Here is a 19749-nt window from a genome sequence, read left to right on the forward strand (position 1 = left end):
TTAGTTCGAATGTTGCGAAACATTAACGATCGCGCAACCTGTTAATAGCACCACATGGGGCCTAGCTTAGCAATTGCAGTTCGGCGTATTGACGGTACAGTGTGTCGCTTTTCATCAACACCTCATGCTGGCCCTCGGCCACAATCTTCCCCTTATCCAGCACAATAATGCGGTCGGCATGCTGCACCGTGGCCAGGCGGTGGGCAATGACCACCGTGGTGCGGCCCTGCATCAGGCGGTTGAGTGCCTGCTGCACCATTTTTTCACTGCGCGCATCCAGCGCACTGGTGGCTTCATCCAGCAACAGTACCGGTCGGTCGGCCAAAATGGCCCGGGCAATAGCAATACGCTGGCGCTGGCCGCCGGACAAGCGCACGCCGCGTTCGCCCAGCTCGGTGTGATAGCCGTGCTCAAGCTCATCAATGAATTCATGGGCAAAGGCGGCTTTGGCCGCCTCAATCACGTCATTATCACTGGCCTGTGGTCGACCATAGCGGATATTTTCCAGTACGCTGGTGGCAAATACCACTGCGTCCTGGCTGACCAGGGCAATCTGGTCGCGTAAAGAAGCCAGGGTGAGGTTGGGTAGGGGAGAATCATTAAGACAAATCTGGCCGCTCTGCACATCGTAAAAGCGCAACATCAGCTGAAACAGGCTGGTTTTGCCAGCGCCGCTGGCTCCCACCAGCGCCACTTTTTCAGCGCTGTGGATGGTGAGTGAAAAGTCCTCGAACAGCGGGGCCGAATCGGGATAAGCAAATGTGATGGTATCAAAGGTGATCGCCGGTGCCCGGGAGAGCGGGGGCAGGGTGGTGTCACCCGAGGCGATACCGGCCGGGGTGGCTAACAACTCCAGTAAGCGCTCACTGGCGCCTACACCACGCTGCACTTCTCCAATCACTTCGCTGATGGTGGCCATGCTGCCGCCGGCCATCACCGCATAAAATAAAAAGGCCGACAATTCGCCGGCAGACAGGCTGCCGCTAAATACCTGACGCGCACCAATCCAGGCAATTAATAAGATCGCACACAGGCTCATCACCATAATCAGGCCAATGAGCAGTGCCCGGTAATGAATGCGCTGGCGGGCAGTTTGAAAGGCCTCGTCCACTCGCTGATTAAAATGCTGCGCTTCAAAGTGTTGGGCATTGAATGCCTGGACAGTGGCTATCTCATGCAGACTTTGGTCAATGTGCGCGCCTAGATCGGCAATTTTATCCTGGCTGGCCCGGGCGTAGCGGCGCACTTTAGGCGCCAGCATGCGGATAGGGATAAGCACCGCCGGCACCGCCAGCAGCACACATACGGTGAGCATGGGGCTGGTGGTCAGCATCAGTAATAGCGCGCCAATAAAGGTCACCGCCGAGCGCAGCGCCATCGACAGGCTCATACCAATCACCGTTTGTAGTATGGCAGTATCGCTGGTAAAGCGGGAAATCACTTCACCGGTACGGATCTTGGAAAAAAACGCCGGGGGCAGGGTCAACAGGTGCTCAAACACCTGGTTACGCACCCTGGCGCTGACCTTCTCACCCAGCCAGGTCATCAAATAAAAGCGGCAATAAGTAGCTAGGCTGGCCACCAGACATAAGGCCAGAACAGCCATCGCGGCTTGATTAAGTACCTCGGGATGATCGGCCACAAAGCCCTGGTCGATGGCATACCGCACACCCTGGCCCAGTGCCAGCCAGGCCCCGGCCGCAAAAAACAACGCCACAATGGCCCCGGCCACATGGCCTTTATACGGGCGCAAATGGCTACCCAGCCAGCGTAATACCTGGTTGGTCGAAACGGTATGTAACACTTGTGAAGCCAGAAGCTGCTCCTCATTTATAGGTGGTTCTTTGCATTACGTTACTGTATTTAACTGCAGCTGGCGCACTATTTTTGCTTTGCGCCACGCCAACAACTTATCAGGGCGCATTCTGACGCGGGCCTGTGCCAGGGAATTGGTGGCCATTTGTACTTGCATTTGCCTGTCATATCCGTACAATTGCGCGGCCTTCCAGCCTATGTGCGAGTCACATCAGAGCCGGAAGGCAAAGTTAACGGTAACGCTACAACGAGTTTGAGGCACTTATGGTTACTATTCGTTTACAGCGTGGAGGCGCGAAAAAGCGTCCATTTTATCAAGTTGTAGTGGCTGAGAGCAGCCGCGCAAGAGACGGTCGTTTCATCGAAAACGTCGGTTTCTTCAACCCTACAGCACAAGGTCAATCAGAGCGTCTGCGCCTGGACCTGGAACGTGTTGATTACTGGGTTGGTGTTGGCGCGAGCTTATCAGAGCGCGTGAACAGCCTGGTAAAAGAAGCAAAGAAAGCAGCAGCGTAAGCTGCGTAACTGGTGGGTATAAATGAGTCAAGCGTCTGACAAACTGGTTATTGGCAAAATCGGCGCGCCGTATGGCGTTAAAGGTTGGGTCAAAATCAATGCTTATACCGATGTACCAGAAGGTATTTTTGATTACTCACCCTGGGTGGTGGGCGATCAGCAATATCAAATTGACCAGTGGCGTCCGCACGGTAAATCCCTGGTGGCTAAAATTGTGAATATCGATAGCAGAGACGATGCCGAGCGCATCAAAAATCTGGATATTCTGATTGCTGCTGACCAGTTGCCTGAACTTGATGAAGGCGAATTTTACTGGCGTGACCTGACCGGCATGCAGGTGGTAACAACGCAAGGTTACGATCTGGGTGTGGTCAAAGATGTGTTTAATACCGGGGCGAATGACGTACTTCAGGTCAAAGCCAATCCGAATGATGCATTTGGTCAAAAAGAACGATTGCTGCCGTTTGTACTGGATGAAGTGGTACAACAGGTAGACAAAGAAGGTCGGGTAATTACGGTCGACTGGGAACCGGGGTTTTAAGTGACCGCTGAAAAGTGGTTTGGCATTGTCAGTATATTTCCTGAGATGTTCGCACCCTTCACCCAACAAGGTGTGATAGGTCGGGCAGTAAAATCAGGCACGCTGGCGGTGGACACCTTCAACCCGCGCGACTATACCCATGATCGTCATCGTACTGTGGATGATCGCCCTTATGGCGGTGGTCCGGGCATGCTGATGATGGTTAAGCCTTTAACTGACGCAATTTCGGCAGCCAAACAGGCTGGCGGAGCCAATAGCAAGGTGATCTACTTATCACCGCAGGGCAAAAAGCTCGACCAGGCCGGGGTGACCCGACTGGCAGAGTATGACCGCACAATTTTGTTGTGCGGGCGCTATGAAGGAATTGATGAGCGCGTAATTGAAAGCCAGGTCGATGAAGAAATTTCGATTGGTGATTATGTGCTAAGCGGTGGTGAACTGCCCGCGATGGTCCTGATGGACGCTGTCGCACGGCTGGTTCCCGGCGTGCTGGGCCACAAGGCTTCAGCGGTTGAAGATTCTTTCACCGACGGGTTACTGGATTGTCCGCATTATACGCGGCCTGAAGTACTCGACGGGCGCACTGTCCCGCCGGTGTTATTAAGTGGTGATCACGAAAAAATCAGGCAGTGGCGACTTATGCAATCGCTGGGAAGAACCTGGCAGCGTCGCCCTGAATTGTTAAAACACCTAGCTCTGACTGAGGAGCAGCAGCAACTGCTTGAATCTTTCAAGTTGCAGCTGCAGCAAGATGACAGTTAACTAGGACGAGAGGATATGATGAGCAAAGTCAGTCAAGATATCATCAAAAAGATTGAACAAGCACAGCTGAAAACTGATGTGCCTGAGTTTGGTCCAGGCGACACAGTGAGTGTTAAAGTTCGTGTTACCGAAGGTGACAAAGAGCGTCTTCAGGCCTATGAAGGTGTTGTTATCGCTAAGCGTAACCGTGGTCTTCACTCGTCTTTTACCGTACGTAAAACATCAAGCGGCGAAGGCGTAGAGCGTGTTTTCCAAACACACAGCCCGGCTGTTTCTGCAATTGAAGTGAAACGTCGTGGTGCGGTTCGTCGTGCTAAGCTTTATTATCTGCGTGAGCGTTCAGGTAAATCTGCACGTATCAAAGAGAAGCTTAACTAAGATTACTAATCCTTGCGTTATTGTTAACTTTTCGAAAAGCCCGCAGATTGCGGGCTTTTTTTGTTTTAGGGCTTAGATAGCATTGTTACCCGCTGACACAGAAAAAACTATGGCAACCCAGGCCATCACAGCATTGCCTATCTGGCAACAAATGGTGGAAGGCCGCTGGTACCAGACTCAGGCAAAGCCATTACGACGCTGGCGCGATGTGGTCAAAGCGCAATGCCTGGCATTGCACAGCTGTCGCGATCCGGCTCAGCGGCAGGCCCTGCTGGCCAGCCTGTTACCGCAGTGCCCCGGGCTAGACCCGGGAACAGGCTTTTTTTGCGATTACGGCATCAATATTGTAAGCCACGCAGGGGTGAAAATTGCGCCCCATGTCAGCTTACTGGATGCCGCGCCCATTGTGCTGGAAGCCGGGGTGGTGCTCGGTGAAGGCGTGGTGTTGGCCACGGTCAATCATCATCCGGATCCACAACGCCGGCAGGCCGGCTGGCAGCAGGCCAGGCCCATTCATATCGGCGCCGGCGCAGTACTGGAGCCAGGCGTGGTGGTTTTAGGTGGCAGTGTGGTCGCCGCGCACAGCCATATTGCCGCTGGCCAGGTGGTGGTGCCGGACCGTGCAGCTCACCGGTAATTATCGCTGCCTCGACAAACAGCGGTTGCGGCCCTATAAATTAATTGATAAAAAGTCAATCCAGCTTTTAACAGAACAATTCGGCTGGTTGTAATGATAATTGTACAGCCAGCACAGGCGGCCAGACTGCCTGCTGACTAACAGTGAGAATGTGAATATGATCCAGGATTCTGTCAACAACGTCCACATCAGCACCGAAGATGTGCTGGTGACCCCCGAAGAGCTCAGTGCCGCACTGCCGGTATCTGATAAAGCACTGTCTGCCATCTCTAAAGCCCGCAGCACTATCTCTGATATCATCCATGGCGGTGATCATCGCATGCTGGTGATCTGTGGTCCGTGTTCTATCCACGATATCGATGCTGCCAAAGACTATGCGCTGCGCTTAAAAGAGATGCACGAAGCCTGTAAAGACACGCTATTTATTGTGATGCGGGTGTATTTTGAGAAGCCGCGTACCACCACCGGCTGGAAAGGGCTGATCAACGACCCGCACATGGATGGCACCTTTGATATCGAAACTGGCCTGCGTAAGGCACGCGAGCTACTGATTTGGCTGGCCGAGCTGGAATTGCCGGTGGCCACCGAAGCGCTGGATCCTATCAGCCCGCAATACCTGGCCGAACTGTTTAGCTGGAGTGCCATCGGCGCGCGCACTTCCGAATCGCAAACTCACCGCGAAATGGCCAGCGGCCTGTCAATGCCGGTGGGCTTCAAAAATGGTACCGACGGCAGCCTGGATATCGCTATCAATGCTTTGAAATCGGCGGCATCCCCGCACCGTTTTATGGGCATCAATAAGCAAGGCCAGGTCAGCATCATTGGCACCAAAGGCAACCCGGACGGTCACATTATCCTGCGTGGCGGTAAGCAGCCAAACTATGATTCGGTGTGTGTATCAGAATGTGAAACCGAGCTGGCCGAAGCCGGTCTGACAGCTGGCCTAATGGTGGATTGCAGCCATGCTAATTCCAGCAAAGATTACCGCCGTCAGCCGCTGGTGGCCAAAAATGTGGTCAACCAAATCTTAGAAGGCAACCAGTCCATCATTGGCGTGATGCTGGAAAGCCACATCTACTCGGGCAATCAGAAAGCGGATGGAAAAACGCCTGAAGAGCTGGAATACGGTATGTCGGTGACCGATGGGTGTATTGACTGGGCCACCACCGAGCAGCTGATCACCCATATGCGCGATCGCCTGATCACCGTGTTACCGATGCGCCAGGACAAACGCATCCAGGTCGCTTGAGCCACTACGAGGTACACCACTGTATGAACGATGCGTCGTCTCAACGGCTGAATGAATTACGCCAGGGCATTGATGAGCTGGATGCACAGTTAGTGAATCTGCTTGCCCGTCGCGCCAGGCTTACCACCGAGGTGGGGCAAATCAAAGCCCGCTCAGGCATGCCGGTGTATGTGCCCGAGCGGGAACAAAGCCTGATTGCCACGCGACGTCAGCAGGCCAGTGATAATCAAGTGTCACCGGATCTGGTGGAAGATCTGCTGCGTCGCATTATGCGTGAGTCTTACCACACTCAAAATAACCGTTACCGCTGTGTCCGGCCGGACCTGGGGACGGTGGTGGTGGTCGGCGGTGCCGGCGCGCTGGGCCAGGTGTTTGTCTCGCTGTTTGAAAAAAGCGGCTACAACGTGGCGGTAGTCGAGCAGGCTGACTGGCAGGCCGGCCGCGCCAGCCCGGTACTGGAACACGCGTCGCTGGTGCTGGTGGCTGTGCCCATTAATGTCACCGAGCAGGTGATTGAGCTGATGACCATGTTGCCGGCAGATTGTGTGCTGGCGGACATTACCAGTATCAAGCAGGCGCCGTTGGATGCCATGCTGGCTGCACACGCAGGCCCGGTAGTGGGGTTGCACCCCATGTTTGGCCCTGACGCGCCTGGTATGATCAAGCAGGTGGTGGTGGTATGCGAAGGCCGCCAGCCGGAAGCTTACCAGTGGTTGATCGATCAAATGTACACTTGGGGTGCTACCTTGCATCACAGCAGTGCCCAGGAACATGATGAAGCCATGGCCTTTATTCAGGTCATGCGCCACTTCAGTACCTTTGTGTATGGCGAACATCTTAAAGGTGAGAATCCGGATCTGGACACCCTGATCCGCTTCAGCTCGCCTATCTATCGCCTCGAACTGGCCATGGTCGGACGTCTTTTTGCTCAGGCTCCGGAATTGTACGCTGATATCATCTTCAATAACCCGGCCAACTTTGCCTTACTGCGCCGATTTCATACCCGCTTTGGCGATGCGCTGGAATTACTTGAAGGCGGTGACAAAGCCGGCTTTATCCGTCAATTCAGTGCCATTGGCGACTGGTTTGGTGATTATGCGCAGCGTTGCCTGAGCGACAGCAAGCAATTGTTGCTTAAAGCTGATGACGGGCATCTGCTGCGAAAAGAATAAAAATCGGCACCCGGGATGCTAATTCTGTACTAGGTTTAATCTAGCCCATCGTTTTCTCCCCGTCGGGGAAAATAAAAGGAATTAGTAGATGAAACTTAGCACGCGGTTAATGTTGTCCATCATGGCGCTGGTTGGGGTCTCCATTATTACCCTGGCCAGCGTTTTTGTTTATGTGTCGGTGTCTTCTTCCAGCGCAGCGCTAGAACAGGCCGCCCACGAAAAACTTACCCAGCAAAGTGTGCAGGCCAGCCAGGCCATCACTCAGTACATTGAATTTAGCCAGGCCCAGATCAGTAATTTTTCTGCCTCGCCCCTAATGGTTGGGGCGGCGCAGGCACTGATCCCGGCATTTGCTATGTATGCAGATGAGCGCCCAGCCCTGACCGGTGCTCAAGAAGATGAACTGCGCGCCTATTACAGTCAAACCTTTGCGCAGGCGTACAGTGAGCGCAACGGTGAGAATTACAATCAGGCTGCCACACTGCTAAGTGACCTGGGCCCCACAGCGCGCAAGCTGCAATACGATTATATCGCCAACTCAAAATTTGGCGTGGGCGAAAAAGACAAGCAAATCAGCTCGGGTATTCAAAGCCGTTATAACCTGGCTCATCAAACCTACCATCCCCATATGCGCCGCATTCTTTATGATTTTGGCTACTACGATATTTTTCTGGTGGATCCGGCCACCGGCACCATTGCCTACAGTGTGTTTAAAGAACTCGACTATGGCACCAGTGTCACCACCGGCCCGTATGCCGACACTGGGATTGGTGAGGCATTCCGCCTGGCCATGGCCCAGTCTGATGCCAGTGATGCCTCGGTCAGTAAGCTGCAGGTATATCTGCCATCCTACAACGCATTAGCCGGCTTTTTGTCTTCGCCTATCTTGGATAGCCGCGGCCAGCGTGTGGGGATTTTAATTTTTCAAATCCCCATTGACCGTATCAGCGCAATTTTGACTCACGATGAGCAATGGCAGGCACGGGGATTTGGCAACACGGGTGAAACCTATCTGGTTTCACCCGACCGTTTGCTGGTGACCGAAAGCCGCTTTTATTTAGAAGCCCCCGAGCAATATCTGGCGGCTGTGCCTGCGGACATTGCCCCCAAGATTGCCACAGCCGGTACCTCGGTGGGCCTGCAACGGGTGGACAGTGAAGCGGCGGTACGTGCCCTGCAGGGCGAACAGGGATTTGCCACTGTCACCGACTATCGCGGCGAAGATGTGTTTTCTTCGTTTGTGCCGGTAACTATCGGTGAATACACCTATGGCCTGCTGGCCGAGATAGATGTGGCCGAGGCTCTGGCACCGGCAACTGCGCTGCAAAACCGATTGCTCAGCACTGTGGTGATCAAGTCACTGGTGATCTTGCTACTGGCAGCGCTGGTGGCATTGTTATTATCAAAAATGTTGCTCAAGCCACTCACTGCGCTGGGCGCCACCTGCGACAAATTGAGCCACGGCGACGGCGACCTGACCCGTCGGCTAGAGCCGTCCGGCATCCCTGAGGTGGACAAAATCATTGAGCCGTTCAACCAGTTTATTGAACAGATCCAGGGTATTGTGGGCAAAATTAAGGATGATGCCACCAGCTTATCGATGGCAGCCGGCCAGCTAAGTACCATTATGCGCAATAGCAATGACAGTGCCAGCCGTCAGCATGACGAAACCCAGCAGGTAGCCAGTTGTGTGCAGGAGTTATCCAGCTCCATTGCCGAGGTAGCACGCTCAACCGTGGAAACCCGCGATTACGGGGTCAGCGCTCGAGACAGCCTGCGTCAGAATATGGCCAATGCCCGCGAAGCCGCTTCCAATATTGAACATCTGGTCACCCAACTCACCCAGTCGCAACATGTGATAGAAACTCTGCAAACGGAGGTGGATAATATCACCTTGCTGCTGGAAGATATCACCGGCATCGCCGAGCAAACCAACCTGCTGGCGCTCAATGCAGCTATTGAAGCTGCGCGTGCCGGTGATGCCGGGCGCGGTTTTTCGGTGGTGGCCGACGAGGTGCGTACTTTGGCCACACGCTCCCGTCACAGCACCGAAAAGATTGCCAAAATCATCGAGCGTATGAATCAGTCCTCACGTTCATCGGTGACGCAAATGCAAGAAGCGGTGGATGTGGCCGGCAAGGGAATTGATATGGTCAGTCATGTATCCGATGCCATGCAGGAGCTGGCGGTCATCATCGAACAGGTGCAGGATATGGCCGAAGCTGTGGCCCAGGCCACGCAGGAGCAAAATGCGGCCTCGGCCAGTGTCAGTGAAAATGTGTCGCGCATCTCGCTGATGTCGCAATCCATTGAGCAGGATACCACTGAAGCCAACGATGCAGCCGAGCATCTGGCTGCGATGGCCAATTCGTCGCAGTCACTGGTCAATGGCTTTAGAGTGTGATGCCATCCCGCCGAGCAGGCGGCGGGATAAAGTAGTACGCCGGGTGACGCCGGCCAGATACCGTGTGCGGGCGAGGTAGCGTACGCGGGTTAAGACCCCAGCGCACTGGCTGCCGCTACCTTAGTGGGGCTGATTTCTTCGCTTGGGTAGCAGCCTAGTACCTTTAGGTAGCGGGTAATGCTGCGTAGCGACGCCAGCGCCTGTTCCACCGGGCCATCCTGCAGGTTGCCTTCCACATCAATATAAAACATTTCTTCCCACGGATTGCCGGGAATGGGGCGCGATTCCAGTTTGGTCATATTGATGCTGTTTTCCCGCAGCACCAGCAAGGCTTCCACCAGCGCACCCGGTTTTTGCACGGTGGACATCACCAGGGTGGTTTTGGCCGGCACCTGCAGCGGTACCACTACCGGCTGGCGCGCCACCACGATAAAGCGGCTGTGGTTTTCTTTTTGGTTGGCCAGGTTGGATTTTATGGCTGTCAAGCCGTACAGGTTGCCACCGGCTTCGCTGCCAATAGCGGCTACATCTTCACGCTGCAGCTCGCTCACCTGCAGCATGGCTGACGAGGTGCTATCGACCGTTTTGACCTCCACATTGCCCAGCTCGGCCAAGAAGTGGCTGCACTGCGTAAACACCTGCGGATGTGCGTACAGGGTTTTGATTTTTTCCAGGCTGGTATTGACCCCCACCAACAGTGAGTGGCGGATGGGGTGGGTAAGCTCGCCGATAATGCTTAGCTCAGTATGCTGCAGCTGGTCATACACTTCATTGATACTGCCCGAGGTGGTGTTTTCTATCGGTAACACCGCATAATCGGCTTCGGTATGTTCCACTTTGTGTATGATCTCGCTAAAGCTCTGGCAACCTATCTCCAGTAATTCACCGGGCCGGCGGGAAAAGTATTTTTGCGTGGCCAGGTAGGAGTAAGAGCCTTTGTCACCCAAAAATGCCACCCGGTTGAGCGGTAACGCACTGCCAGGATTAGCCCGCTCGGCCAGCAAGGCCTGCTGGTTTAACACCGAGTCTTCGATAATCACATGAAACACCTGGGTGATGTAGTGCGGGTCCAGGCCTTTTTGCTGGCCTTGCTTAATCAGCGAGATCAGCAGCTGCTCTTCGCGCTTTACATCGCGAACCGGGATATGCTGACTGATCTTGGTTTCCGCCACTTCATTGGTGAGTTTGCGACGTTCCGCCAGCAAGCTGAGCAACTCGCTGTCGACTTCGGTGATCCGGCTACGAATCGATTCTAATGCGGTATCTGACATACAAGGGTCCTGCCTATATAAAAAAACCTCCGTAACAGGAGGTTTATAGCGCGCACAGCGTCCTCCGGTTAGTGGCAATGACTAAACCGTAAAAACAAAAACTGAACGTGCGGATGATTGTGCTGCATAGTCTGACTGTAGGTAGACAAGCGCAGACTGTCAATCAATTTTTACAACCCGGACAGCAATGAAAAAGGGGCTCTGCTAGGCGGATAGAGGATTCTGTGCTAGGCGGCCAGAAGTGGCCACCTGCAGATTTGATAGCGTGCTTATTCGCCCAGCAGCGCGGCCAGCATGGCGCGAACTTCTGAGGGCTCAAAGGGTTTATCACACAGCGCATTGACGCCGGTTTGCTGAATATTGGCCATATGAGCACTGTCGGCTGACTCAGAGGTGACCATAATGATGGGGATATGGGCGGTTTCCGGATTAAAGCGGATAAATTCCGACAATTCCCGACCATCCATTTCCGGCATATTGTAATCGGTGACCACCAGGTCAAAGGCCTGATCCTTAATCAGGGTCAGCGCCATGGCGCCATTTTCGGCTTCACTGATTTTTTCCAGGCCCATGCCTTCCAACACCCGGCGAATATGATTGCGGGCCAGACGGCTGTCATCCACCAACAATACGCGCACCGAGCTGACATCGAATAATTCCAGCTCCAGCTCATCATGATTGATCAGATCCAGACTGGCATTGAGCGCGCGGGATAAATGCAGCGGCTGAAATGGCTTGGGCAAAATTGCCGCCACCCCGGCTTGCTTGAGCTCTTCGAGCTTGCTTAAGCGGTTTTCACTGGACACCAGCATAAACGGAATGCCGGCATATTCTTCTGATTCTTTGATAAAGCGCAGCAGTTCCAGCGCGGTGCCATCTTCAAAATACATCGCACTGATCACCAGATCCGCACCATGGGCTTTGACCGCCGCGCGGGCTTCGGCCAGCGTGCTGACCGGGTCAATTTCTTTGACTTTTTCCTTCAGCAGGGCGGTGGTGATGATTTTTCGTTGAGTATCGGAGGGTTCAACCAGCACAATGTGCAGGTCAGTGATAGAAAGCTTTTCCATGACAATGGCTCACTGTTTACTTCTTGTTATAATAAGAATGCAGCTGGCGTGCGATTTTTGCTCAGCCGCCGGCCAGTTTAACCGTAAAGCCTTTCGACTGCAGTAAGGTTTTTAACTTTTCCCGATCGTCGGTTTGCACTTCAATGGTGCCGTCTTTAACCGCGCCGCCACAGCCGCACTTTTTCTTTAATTCAGTACACAAGGCTTTGAGCGCCTTGGCGTCCTGGTCCAGGCCGGTGATGATGGACACTCCTTTGCCTTTGCGGCCTTTGGTCTCGCGGCTGATGCGGACCACACCGTCGTTGTTGACCGAGCGTGTCTCTGCAGCAGACTCTTGCTTAACGCGGCCGCCGTCGGTGCTAAATACCAGTTTGGAATCTTGCATGATGCTGTCCTGTGAGCAGGGGTAAAAACCTAATGGTAGAAAATTTCCGCCCGGATTAATAGCGCCGGGCAGGGCGGCTGACTATATTTGTAAGACTGCCTGACCTTATTCTGCCGGCAAGGAAACACATCTGTCTGCCACAGCGCTGCGTAAGCAACAGCATCAGATGACCACAAGGGTAGACATATATGCTTAAATCTGTGCTTGAACTGTTTAAACAATCCAGTGAGGATAAAAATCAGCAGCAACATTCGCTGGAACTGGCCACCGCGGCGCTGCTCAGTGAAGTTCTACGGGCCGATAATAAAACCGATGAGCGGGAAAAACGCGCCTATCGCGAGATATTGCAACGCCATTATAGTTTGGATGAGCCGACCTTGGATGCGCTGTTAGAAGAAGGCGAGCAAACCGCTGATGAAGCGGTGGACCTGGTCCAGTTCACCCAGGTAATCAATGAAAAGTGTGACAATGACAAAAAAAAGGTTATCTTAACCAGCTTGTGGGAAATGGCGTATGCCGATAAGTCGTTGGCGCCAATGGAAGTACACACTATTCGGCGCATAGCAGATTTACTCTATGTTCCCCACAGTCAGTTTATTAAAACCAAGCTGTCGGTGACCGAAAACGACAAGGACGGATAGCGTCCCAGGCACCGAAACAGCCGGACAGGGCAGTTGAATACGTGCTTAAAACAATAAAGGCGCCAATTGCAGCCATGTTGGTGGCTGCCGTTCTAATCACTTCTACACTGGTCACCTGGTTTGCGGTTAGCGAACACGAAACGCTCTATACCGAAGCGGTTCGCAGCGACCTCAATGCGCTCACCCGCAATCTGGCCGCCGAATTGATCCCAGCGCTGGGCGCGGTGCCATTTGATGAAGACGAAGTGGCACGTAAGCTGGCCAATTTAGCCTCTTATCAACATATCCTCAGTGCCCGGGTGTACGATAAAAACAAGGTGTTACTGTTTAACCAGCCCGGCACCGCCTCCAAAGATTACGGGGTTCCCGATAACGATTATTTTCGTCGCCTGCTGGCCCGCCCGTCGGGCAGCTACCGCCTGGAACATGAATTAGTCGCCACTGCCCGCATTGGTAACAACGGCGCCACCTATGGTTATCTGGTTATTCTTAACGACATTGAAACGCCGGTGACTAAAAGCTGGCAGGCCTTGTTGTTGCGGGTACTGCCGCTGGTGGCGGTGGCGCTGTGTTTGACCATCATCGTGTGCCTGTGGTGGTTGCATCGCTGGATGAGTCCACTGACCCGGCTTTCATCGTTCACGCACCAACTCAGCTACACCAAAGATTATACCCAACGCTTTACTACCAAGGCGCGCAATGAAGTGGGCCAGCTGGCAGACAATGTGAATATGCTGCTGGATGCCATCGAAGCCGAGCTGACCATCAATCAGGAACAAAACCAGACATTGATTGAGCAGCAGCAAACCATGACCCGGCTGGCCAATTTTGACAGCCTGACCGGGCTGCCCAACCGCCAGTTTGTAATGGACAATCTGCGACTGGAACTGGCGCGCTCAAAGCGCCTGGAAAAAGACATTGCCCTGCTGTTTTTTGATTTAGACGGGTTTAAGGGGATCAATGACTCGTTAGGCCATGAAATCGGCGATTTGATCTTGATTGAAGTGGCCGACCGGGTCGCTGGCATGTTGCGCGATGGTGACTTGGTGGCCAGGCTGGGCGGCGATGAGTTTATCATTGTGCCTGACCGGGATGTGACCGATATCAGTTTGGAAAATCTGGCGGTGCGAGTCATCCAGGCTTTTAACGATGCCTTTCACTTTCGCGGCCTGGCGTTAACCGTCGGGGTCAGTATCGGCATTGCCAAGGCCTCAGATGCTGGCTTCGAGCTTAGCCAGCTGATGAGTAATGCCGACTTGGCTATGTACCGCTCCAAGGCTCGCGGGCGGGGCATGTACACCATCTTCAGCCAGGACATGGTGGAATCGCACAAACGCAAATTATCCATTGCCAATAGCATCGACCAGGCCATCAGCGAAGATGAATTTGTGCTGTATTATCAGCCTAAGGTGGCCCGTGATGGCCATATTGTCGGGTTTGAAGCGCTGATCCGTTGGCATCATCCTGAGTTTGGCATGGTGATGCCTGGCGAATTTATTCCTATCGCCGAGCAAAGCGGTAAAATCTCGGCCATCACCCGCTGGGTGATTGAGCGGGTCAGTATCGAACTGCCTTTATTGCAATCGGTATTTACCAATCGCTTTCGGGTGGCCATCAACTTATCCGGCCATGATTTGCGTCACAATGGGCTGTTTGATCTCATCCACACCACCTTTGAACAACAGCAGGTTAATCCGGAATTTATTGAGTTTGAGGTGACTGAATCGGCCTACCTGGAAAATTTTGCTGCAGCCAACAAATTCTTCAAACGCTTAAGTAATATGGGCTGTGCCATTGCGCTTGACGACTTTGGTACCGGTTACTCGTCACTGAGTTATCTGACCCAGATCCGTATCGACACCCTGAAAATCGACCGCCAGTTTGTCAGTGAGATCAATGTGTCTGAGCGGAGCCGCCTGGTGACCGGCTCTATTATCGATTTGGCCAAACGCTTGTCGCTAACCATCTGCGCCGAAGGCATTGAGCAGCACAGCCAGTGGGAATACCTGCTTAACCACGGTTGTGACCATGTGCAGGGCTATTTATTCAGCAAACCTGTACCGCTGGAAGCTGTGGCCCGCCTGCCGGCCCGTTTCGATTTTGGCGATAAACACATCAACCGGTTAGCCAGTAGCTAAAACCCGCGCATGGCGGTTGTTACACATGATGTGTCGGGTGAAAGCAACACCTGGGTGTCTGCTTTGCTCGTAAATTAGGTTAGTGTTATGTTTATTAAGCCTTTTTCCATATTGGCACAGCTTTCGCTTATGTTTTTCTGAGCAGAACAGTCGGCATTCCGCCCGACTCAGGAGGACATGATGAAACGTCTTGAAAAATTGGCATTTATTATCTTGAGTATTATTGCGGTACACTCTATTGCGGTGGCGAACGCAAATGCGCAAAATGATACGATTGCACGGCTGGATGTAGACAAAGATGGCCAGGTGTCGTTGAAAGAAGCAGTCAGCGATACCCACTTATTACGAAATTTTGGCGCGCTGGATAATAACCGCGATGGCAAGTTAAGCGAACAGGAGCTTGCTGAAGGCGAGTATGTCGCCCAGGCGTCGTAATTAGAATTCATTGCGTGGATGGTGTGCAACGCAGACAGGGTCTGACTTGCTCGTAGTACAGCGGTATACCATTCTCATTGGTGGTTTAAAGTGAGCAGGTAGTGCGACTCGGTTCTTTACGACAACTGACATTGGCCAGCTTTGTGCTGGCACTCATTCCGCTGATTGCCCTGTTGTGGCAAAGCCAGAGCGATTTGGCCAAAGTGGGCAAAATGACCAGCGTGGAAACACGCTATGTGGTCAATATTGTGGGCATGATGCAACAGCTCGATGGCGCGGCTATCGATCTGGAACGGGCGCTGCGCCAATACGCCATCATCCAAAATGAAACCGTGGCAGAGCTCAGTGATAATGCCATTGTGCAATTTATAACTGCGCTTAAAGCGATCTGCGAAGGACTGCCGCAAAGCAGCACCTGTTCCACGCTAAAAAAAGACATTACCCAGCTTAAAACCTTCCGCAACATTGATGATACAATGTTGCTCAGCGCGTATTTAAACTCGCTAGGCAATAATGTTTCAGCCATGCGTCAGGATGTGGAAACGGCTATCGGCCAGCGTTTGACGCTGCAGCAGGAAGATCTAAATGCCATGCAAGCCAAACAGGCCTGGTCCACGGCGATGCTGGTCAGTGTGTCTTTACTGCTGATTTTGCTGGGCAGCCAGCTGATTGTAAATCCGGTGAAAAAGCTTAAACAGATAATCCGAATGCTGGCACAGGAACAAGGGCAACTGCCGCCATTATCGACTCACGCGCCATCCGAACTAATTGGGGTCGAACGGGATCTGCACTGGCTGGCTGACCGCCTGCAACAGCTTGAGCATATACGTACCGCGCTGCTGCGCCATGCGGCCCACGAATTAAAAACGCCCCTGGCCAGCATCAAGGAAGGCTGCAGCCTGCTATCTGAAAATGTAGTAGGCGAATTGAACAGCCAGCAAACCGAAGTATTAAGTTTGTTGACCTCTAGCACCCAGCGGCTCAATACGCTGGTGGAAAAACTGCTGGATTACAATTTATTGCTTCAGCAGGCTCAGCCCACCTTTACCGAGGTTGACCCTAACCAGCTGGTAAAAGACTGTCTGGAAGATTATGCCCTGGCGCTGCAGGATCGCGAAGTCACTGTGGATATCCGCACCGATGCAGTGTGGGTAGATGAAGAATTGTACCGGCGCATTTTGGATAATCTGGTCTCTAACGCTGTAGCTCATGGCGCAGTGGGCCGGCCAATTAATGTAGCCATTTATCATCAGCACAATGAAACTGTGCTGGATGTGGCCAACCGCGGCAAGCGCATAGCGCCGGATGCCGTGCAACGCTTATTTGAACCGTTCACCCGCGGGGATGATCCGCGCAATGACAATGTCATTGGCACCGGGCTGGGCCTATCGATTGTGTCTGATTGCGCCAAACTGATGCACGGTGATGTAGCGGTGGTGGATGTTAAAGATGCGGATGTATGTTTTCGGGTAACGATCCCCCGCGAGGTAAAAAAATAATGAAAAAAAGCGTAGTACTATCGCTGCTATTGTTACTCTCAGGTTGTGCTCAGCTTCCTTTGCCAGTTAGCTCATCATCTGAGCCGGACGCCGAGCCCGAACCGACGCCGATCACAGTGGTGGATGATGGCGAAGATTTTTGTGTGATCGATCCTAAGTATGCCGATTTTGAGCATCAGTGCGATTTGGTGTACTGGGTAAATATCTGGATCCAGGCCAGCCAGACCAGCTGGCCGGAGCGTAAAGCTGCCATCACTAAGCTGGGCACGTCCACTGAAGCCACAGTCCGCAAGATTTTGCTATCACTGCCGGTAGACACCCCGTATCAGGACCGGCTGCGCGCCCAGCATTGGCTGGATAGCATTGAAGATAAGATGCAGGCCAATATGCTGCCGCTGATCCATACGCTGGTTGAGGCGCCCAACAATGAAATGCTGGAATTAGAATCAGCGCTGGTGATTCTAAATAAAGTCAACGCAGAGCAGGCGCAAACCAATAAAAGCCTGCAAAAAGAGCTTGATAGCCAACGCAAAAAGCTCGCCGAATTATTAGAAATTGAAGCCACCTTGATGGATAAAAGCAGGAGTACCCAGCAATGAGTGAGTCAAACCGATCCAACCCGCAATTATTGCTGGTAGATGATGACAAAAGCTTATTACGTTTACTGACCATCCGCCTTGAAGGCGAGGGATTCGGGGTCACCGCGGTCGAAGACGGCCAGTCAGCACTGAAAAAAATTCGTAGTGACGAATTTGATGTGGTGCTCAGTGATTTGCGCATGCCGGGCCTGGATGGCTTAAGCCTGTTTGAAGAAATCATGGGGATCCGCAAGGATATTCCGGTCATTCTGATGACTGCCCACGGCACCATCTCAGATGCTGTTGCAGCCACTCAGCGTGGCGTGTTCGGCTTTTTGCCCAAGCCGGTAGATCATGAAGAATTACGGGCGCTGCTCAATAAAGCCCTAAGCCAGTCGCAGGCCGCCCAGCCTGGGGAATGGTGTAAAGACATCATCACCCGCTCGCCGGAGATGACTAACGTGCTGGACCAGGCATATCGGATTGCCCAGCGCGAGGTCAGTGTGCTTATCAGCGGCGCCAGCGGTACCGGTAAAGAATTGCTGGCCAATGCGATACACCGCGCCAGCGAGCGGGCCGACCAACCTTTTGTGGCCATCAACTGTGGTGCACTGCCAGAAAACCTGCTGGAATCTGAACTGTTCGGCCATGCCAAAGGCGCCTTTACCGGCGCGGTGCAGGCAGCACCCGGTTTATTCCGAGAAGCCAATGGCGGTACCCTGTTTTTAGATGAAATCGGTGATATGCCGATGACATTGCAGGTTAAACTGCTGCGCGCGCTACAGGAGCGCCAAATCCGCCCGGTGGGTAGCAGCAAGCATGTGGATATTGATGTCCGTATCATTTCCGCCACCCACAAAGATTTGCACAAAGAAATGGAAGAGGGCACCTTCCGCGAAGATTTGTATTATCGCCTGAACGTGGTGAACTTAAAGCTGCCGTCACTGAAACAGCGCAGCGAAGATATTCCGCTACTGGCGCGTACCCTGTTGCAGCAGTCCGGCCAGCGTCATGGTGTCAATGTCACGCAGTTTTCTGATGATGCCATGCAGCATCTGGTGAAATCTGAATGGCCGGGCAATGTGCGCCAGCTGGTCAACGTGGTAGAGCAGTGTGTAGCACTGACCCAGACCCCGGTGATCCCGCTGCATCTGGTGGAGCAGGCGTTATCGGCCACCAAGCAAAGCTGGCCAACCCTGACCGAAGCCCGCGATGCCTTTGAACAGCAATATCTGTTTAAACTGCTGAAAATGACCGATGGTAATGTGACCCGCGCTGCCGAACTGGCCGGGCGTAACCGCACCGACATGCACAAGCTGATGAAAAAACATGAGCTGGATGCCGGCGATTTTCGCAATTCCTCAGAATAAGCTGGCCTGATCGGGCTGGGCCGGCAGGCGCAGCCCGGGTAGCGGTGTGGCCGGATAATGCCGGTTATACAAATCAACAAATAGCTGGCCCAGCCAGGGCGCATACTGATTATCAGCCCGATGTAAAAATACATACGGGCTGCGCCCTTCCTCCCGCCATTGCTGGCACTTATGCACCCAGGGCAATAAACAACGCTCGTTGATGGTATCTTCATCTGCACCGATAAAACGCACCACCGGCTGCTGACTGGTAGCAATCACATTCACCGGCAGGCGCGGTTTTTTACCTTTGGCGTCGAGCATGGCAGCATCGTTGGTCTGGCTGGCAAATAACGCCCGGCTATCCAGCATCACCCGGCTCACCCCAAACTCCATCAACAACCGGTTTAGTTGCTGCTCAGCGGCCTGTTTGGCAAAAAACTGTGGATTGCGCACTTCCACAGCCAACGGGATCTGCGCAGGCCAGGCGGCCAGAAAGGCACGCAGCTCACTTAACCGGGCCACCGAAAAGGCCGCCGGTAACTGCAACATCAAACAGCCCAGTTGCGGGCCAAAGCGCTGCATCAACGTCAGCTGGCTGGCCTGGGTCGGGTTATCCGCTGTCAGGCGCGGGCTGTGGCTGATGTCCTGATGCAGTTTAAAGCAAAAACGAAAGGTGTCTGGCACCGCCTGGTGCCAGCGATCGCAAGTGGCCGCGTCGGGCAGCGCATAAAAGGTGGTATTGCCCTCCACGCTGCTCAAACGTGACGCATACTGGCCCAGTTGCTGCGCGCCACCGACGCGCTGTTCAAACCAGCTGCTCGCCCAGCGCGGGTGCTGCCACTGCGGCAAGCCTAAATAAAGCGGCGGTAACGGCGGATTGTTGGCAAAAGTTGGATTTGTCATTGG

19 protein-coding genes are annotated in these 19749 nt (G+C 53.4%); 14 read left to right on the top strand and 5 right to left on the bottom strand.

Features of this window, described 5'->3' with window-relative positions:
* Positions 1-61: 61 nt before the first annotated feature.
* A complete protein-coding gene (locus tag ACTUJZ_RS08510; protein ID WP_463635866.1) occupies positions 62-1804 on the bottom strand; it encodes an ABC transporter transmembrane domain-containing protein in 1743 nt (580 codons plus the stop codon).
* Positions 1805-2079: 275 nt separating this feature from the next.
* Here ACTUJZ_RS08510 and rpsP point away from each other — a divergent pair, with 275 nt between their 5' ends.
* The 8 genes from rpsP to ACTUJZ_RS08550 all read left to right on the top strand — a co-directional run bounded on the left by rpsP (position 2080) and on the right by ACTUJZ_RS08550 (position 9474).
* Positions 2080-2331: a 30S ribosomal protein S16 gene (rpsP, locus tag ACTUJZ_RS08515; RefSeq protein ID WP_018984518.1), complete on the top strand. Its 252-nt coding sequence runs from the start codon at positions 2080-2082 to the stop codon at positions 2329-2331.
* A 22-nt stretch (positions 2332-2353) separates the two neighbouring features.
* Positions 2354-2872 (top strand): ribosome maturation factor RimM, encoded by a 519-nt coding sequence (rimM, locus tag ACTUJZ_RS08520; RefSeq protein ID WP_463635867.1) that lies wholly within the window; start codon positions 2354-2356, stop codon positions 2870-2872.
* Positions 2873-2917: 45 nt separating this feature from the next.
* Positions 2918-3634, top strand: a complete 717-nt coding sequence (gene trmD / locus ACTUJZ_RS08525; protein WP_463635943.1) for a tRNA (guanosine(37)-N1)-methyltransferase TrmD — start codon at positions 2918-2920, stop codon at positions 3632-3634.
* A gap of 18 nt (positions 3635-3652) precedes the next feature.
* The gene (rplS, locus tag ACTUJZ_RS08530; RefSeq protein WP_463635944.1) at positions 3653-4012 is read left to right on the top strand and encodes a 50S ribosomal protein L19; all 360 of its coding nucleotides are present in this window, start codon (positions 3653-3655) and stop codon (positions 4010-4012) included.
* Between the two features lie 109 nt (positions 4013-4121).
* The gene (locus ACTUJZ_RS08535) at positions 4122-4649 is read left to right on the top strand and encodes an LbetaH domain-containing protein (protein WP_463635868.1); all 528 of its coding nucleotides are present in this window, start codon (positions 4122-4124) and stop codon (positions 4647-4649) included.
* A 157-nt stretch (positions 4650-4806) separates the two neighbouring features.
* Positions 4807-5898: a 3-deoxy-7-phosphoheptulonate synthase gene (locus ACTUJZ_RS08540; protein ID WP_463635869.1), complete on the top strand. Its 1092-nt coding sequence runs from the start codon at positions 4807-4809 to the stop codon at positions 5896-5898.
* Positions 5899-5921: 23 nt separating this feature from the next.
* On the top strand, positions 5922-7070 hold the full coding sequence (gene tyrA, locus ACTUJZ_RS08545; protein ID WP_463635870.1) for a bifunctional chorismate mutase/prephenate dehydrogenase: 1149 nt from the start codon (positions 5922-5924) through the stop codon (positions 7068-7070).
* 88 nt (positions 7071-7158) lie between these two features.
* Positions 7159-9474 (top strand): methyl-accepting chemotaxis protein, encoded by a 2316-nt coding sequence (locus ACTUJZ_RS08550; protein WP_463635871.1) that lies wholly within the window; start codon positions 7159-7161, stop codon positions 9472-9474.
* 89 nt (positions 9475-9563) lie between these two features.
* On the opposite strand, the gene pheA is transcribed toward ACTUJZ_RS08550, so the two are convergent.
* The 3 genes from pheA to yciH form a co-directional block, all read right to left on the bottom strand.
* Positions 9564-10745 (bottom strand): prephenate dehydratase, encoded by a 1182-nt coding sequence (gene pheA, locus ACTUJZ_RS08555; RefSeq protein WP_463635872.1) that lies wholly within the window; start codon positions 10743-10745, stop codon positions 9564-9566.
* A 269-nt stretch (positions 10746-11014) separates the two neighbouring features.
* Positions 11015-11815, bottom strand: coding sequence for a response regulator (locus ACTUJZ_RS08560; RefSeq protein WP_463635873.1), 801 nt, complete (start codon positions 11813-11815; stop codon positions 11015-11017).
* Between the two features lie 61 nt (positions 11816-11876).
* Positions 11877-12200, bottom strand: a complete 324-nt coding sequence (yciH, locus tag ACTUJZ_RS08565; RefSeq protein WP_463635874.1) for a stress response translation initiation inhibitor YciH — start codon at positions 12198-12200, stop codon at positions 11877-11879.
* Positions 12201-12388: 188 nt separating this feature from the next.
* Between yciH and ACTUJZ_RS08570 the strand changes: the two genes are divergently transcribed.
* The 6 genes from ACTUJZ_RS08570 to ACTUJZ_RS08595 all read left to right on the top strand — a co-directional run bounded on the left by ACTUJZ_RS08570 (position 12389) and on the right by ACTUJZ_RS08595 (position 18861).
* Positions 12389-12841 carry a tellurite resistance TerB family protein gene (locus ACTUJZ_RS08570; protein WP_463635875.1) on the top strand — a complete coding sequence of 151 codons (453 nt, stop codon included), beginning with the start codon at positions 12389-12391 and terminating at the stop codon, positions 12839-12841.
* Between the two features lie 41 nt (positions 12842-12882).
* Positions 12883-14979 carry a putative bifunctional diguanylate cyclase/phosphodiesterase gene (locus ACTUJZ_RS08575; protein ID WP_463635876.1) on the top strand — a complete coding sequence of 699 codons (2097 nt, stop codon included), beginning with the start codon at positions 12883-12885 and terminating at the stop codon, positions 14977-14979.
* Positions 14980-15156: 177 nt separating this feature from the next.
* Positions 15157-15414, top strand: a complete 258-nt coding sequence (locus ACTUJZ_RS08580) for a calcium-binding protein (RefSeq protein ID WP_463635877.1) — start codon at positions 15157-15159, stop codon at positions 15412-15414.
* 101 nt (positions 15415-15515) lie between these two features.
* A complete protein-coding gene (locus tag ACTUJZ_RS08585; protein WP_463635878.1) occupies positions 15516-16913 on the top strand; it encodes a sensor histidine kinase in 1398 nt (465 codons plus the stop codon).
* Positions 16913-17512 carry a hypothetical protein gene (locus tag ACTUJZ_RS08590; protein ID WP_463635879.1) on the top strand — a complete coding sequence of 200 codons (600 nt, stop codon included), beginning with the start codon at positions 16913-16915 and terminating at the stop codon, positions 17510-17512. The genes ACTUJZ_RS08585 and ACTUJZ_RS08590 overlap by 1 nt, the downstream gene beginning before the upstream one ends.
* On the top strand, positions 17509-18861 hold the full coding sequence (locus ACTUJZ_RS08595; protein WP_463635880.1) for a sigma 54-interacting transcriptional regulator: 1353 nt from the start codon (positions 17509-17511) through the stop codon (positions 18859-18861). The genes ACTUJZ_RS08590 and ACTUJZ_RS08595 overlap by 4 nt, the downstream gene beginning before the upstream one ends.
* Here the strand turns inward: ACTUJZ_RS08595 and ACTUJZ_RS08600 are convergent.
* Positions 18853-19746: a DUF72 domain-containing protein gene (locus tag ACTUJZ_RS08600; RefSeq protein WP_463635881.1), complete on the bottom strand. Its 894-nt coding sequence runs from the start codon at positions 19744-19746 to the stop codon at positions 18853-18855. The genes ACTUJZ_RS08595 and ACTUJZ_RS08600 overlap by 9 nt on opposite strands.
* Positions 19747-19749 lie beyond the last annotated feature (3 nt).

The organism is Alteromonas sp. WD8-37 (genome assembly GCF_055326825.1).

Coding starts and splice junctions, on each gene's coding strand:
- rpsP (WP_018984518.1), top strand. CDS start 2,080: ATGGTTACTATTCGTTTACAGCGTGGAGGCGCGAAAAAGCGTCCATTT.
- rimM (WP_463635867.1), top strand. CDS start 2,354: ATGAGTCAAGCGTCTGACAAACTGGTTATTGGCAAAATCGGCGCGCCG.
- trmD (WP_463635943.1), top strand. CDS start 2,918: ATGTTCGCACCCTTCACCCAACAAGGTGTGATAGGTCGGGCAGTAAAA.
- rplS (WP_463635944.1), top strand. CDS start 3,653: ATGAGCAAAGTCAGTCAAGATATCATCAAAAAGATTGAACAAGCACAG.
- ACTUJZ_RS08535 (WP_463635868.1), top strand. CDS start 4,122: ATGGCAACCCAGGCCATCACAGCATTGCCTATCTGGCAACAAATGGTG.
- ACTUJZ_RS08540 (WP_463635869.1), top strand. CDS start 4,807: ATGATCCAGGATTCTGTCAACAACGTCCACATCAGCACCGAAGATGTG.
- tyrA (WP_463635870.1), top strand. CDS start 5,922: ATGAACGATGCGTCGTCTCAACGGCTGAATGAATTACGCCAGGGCATT.
- ACTUJZ_RS08550 (WP_463635871.1), top strand. CDS start 7,159: ATGAAACTTAGCACGCGGTTAATGTTGTCCATCATGGCGCTGGTTGGG.
- pheA (WP_463635872.1), bottom strand. CDS start 10,745: ATGTCAGATACCGCATTAGAATCGATTCGTAGCCGGATCACCGAAGTC.
- ACTUJZ_RS08560 (WP_463635873.1), bottom strand. CDS start 11,815: ATGGAAAAGCTTTCTATCACTGACCTGCACATTGTGCTGGTTGAACCC.
- yciH (WP_463635874.1), bottom strand. CDS start 12,200: ATGCAAGATTCCAAACTGGTATTTAGCACCGACGGCGGCCGCGTTAAG.
- ACTUJZ_RS08570 (WP_463635875.1), top strand. CDS start 12,389: ATGCTTAAATCTGTGCTTGAACTGTTTAAACAATCCAGTGAGGATAAA.
- ACTUJZ_RS08580 (WP_463635877.1), top strand. CDS start 15,157: ATGATGAAACGTCTTGAAAAATTGGCATTTATTATCTTGAGTATTATT.
- ACTUJZ_RS08590 (WP_463635879.1), top strand. CDS start 16,913: ATGAAAAAAAGCGTAGTACTATCGCTGCTATTGTTACTCTCAGGTTGT.
- ACTUJZ_RS08595 (WP_463635880.1), top strand. CDS start 17,509: ATGAGTGAGTCAAACCGATCCAACCCGCAATTATTGCTGGTAGATGAT.
- ACTUJZ_RS08600 (WP_463635881.1), bottom strand. CDS start 19,746: ATGACAAATCCAACTTTTGCCAACAATCCGCCGTTACCGCCGCTTTAT.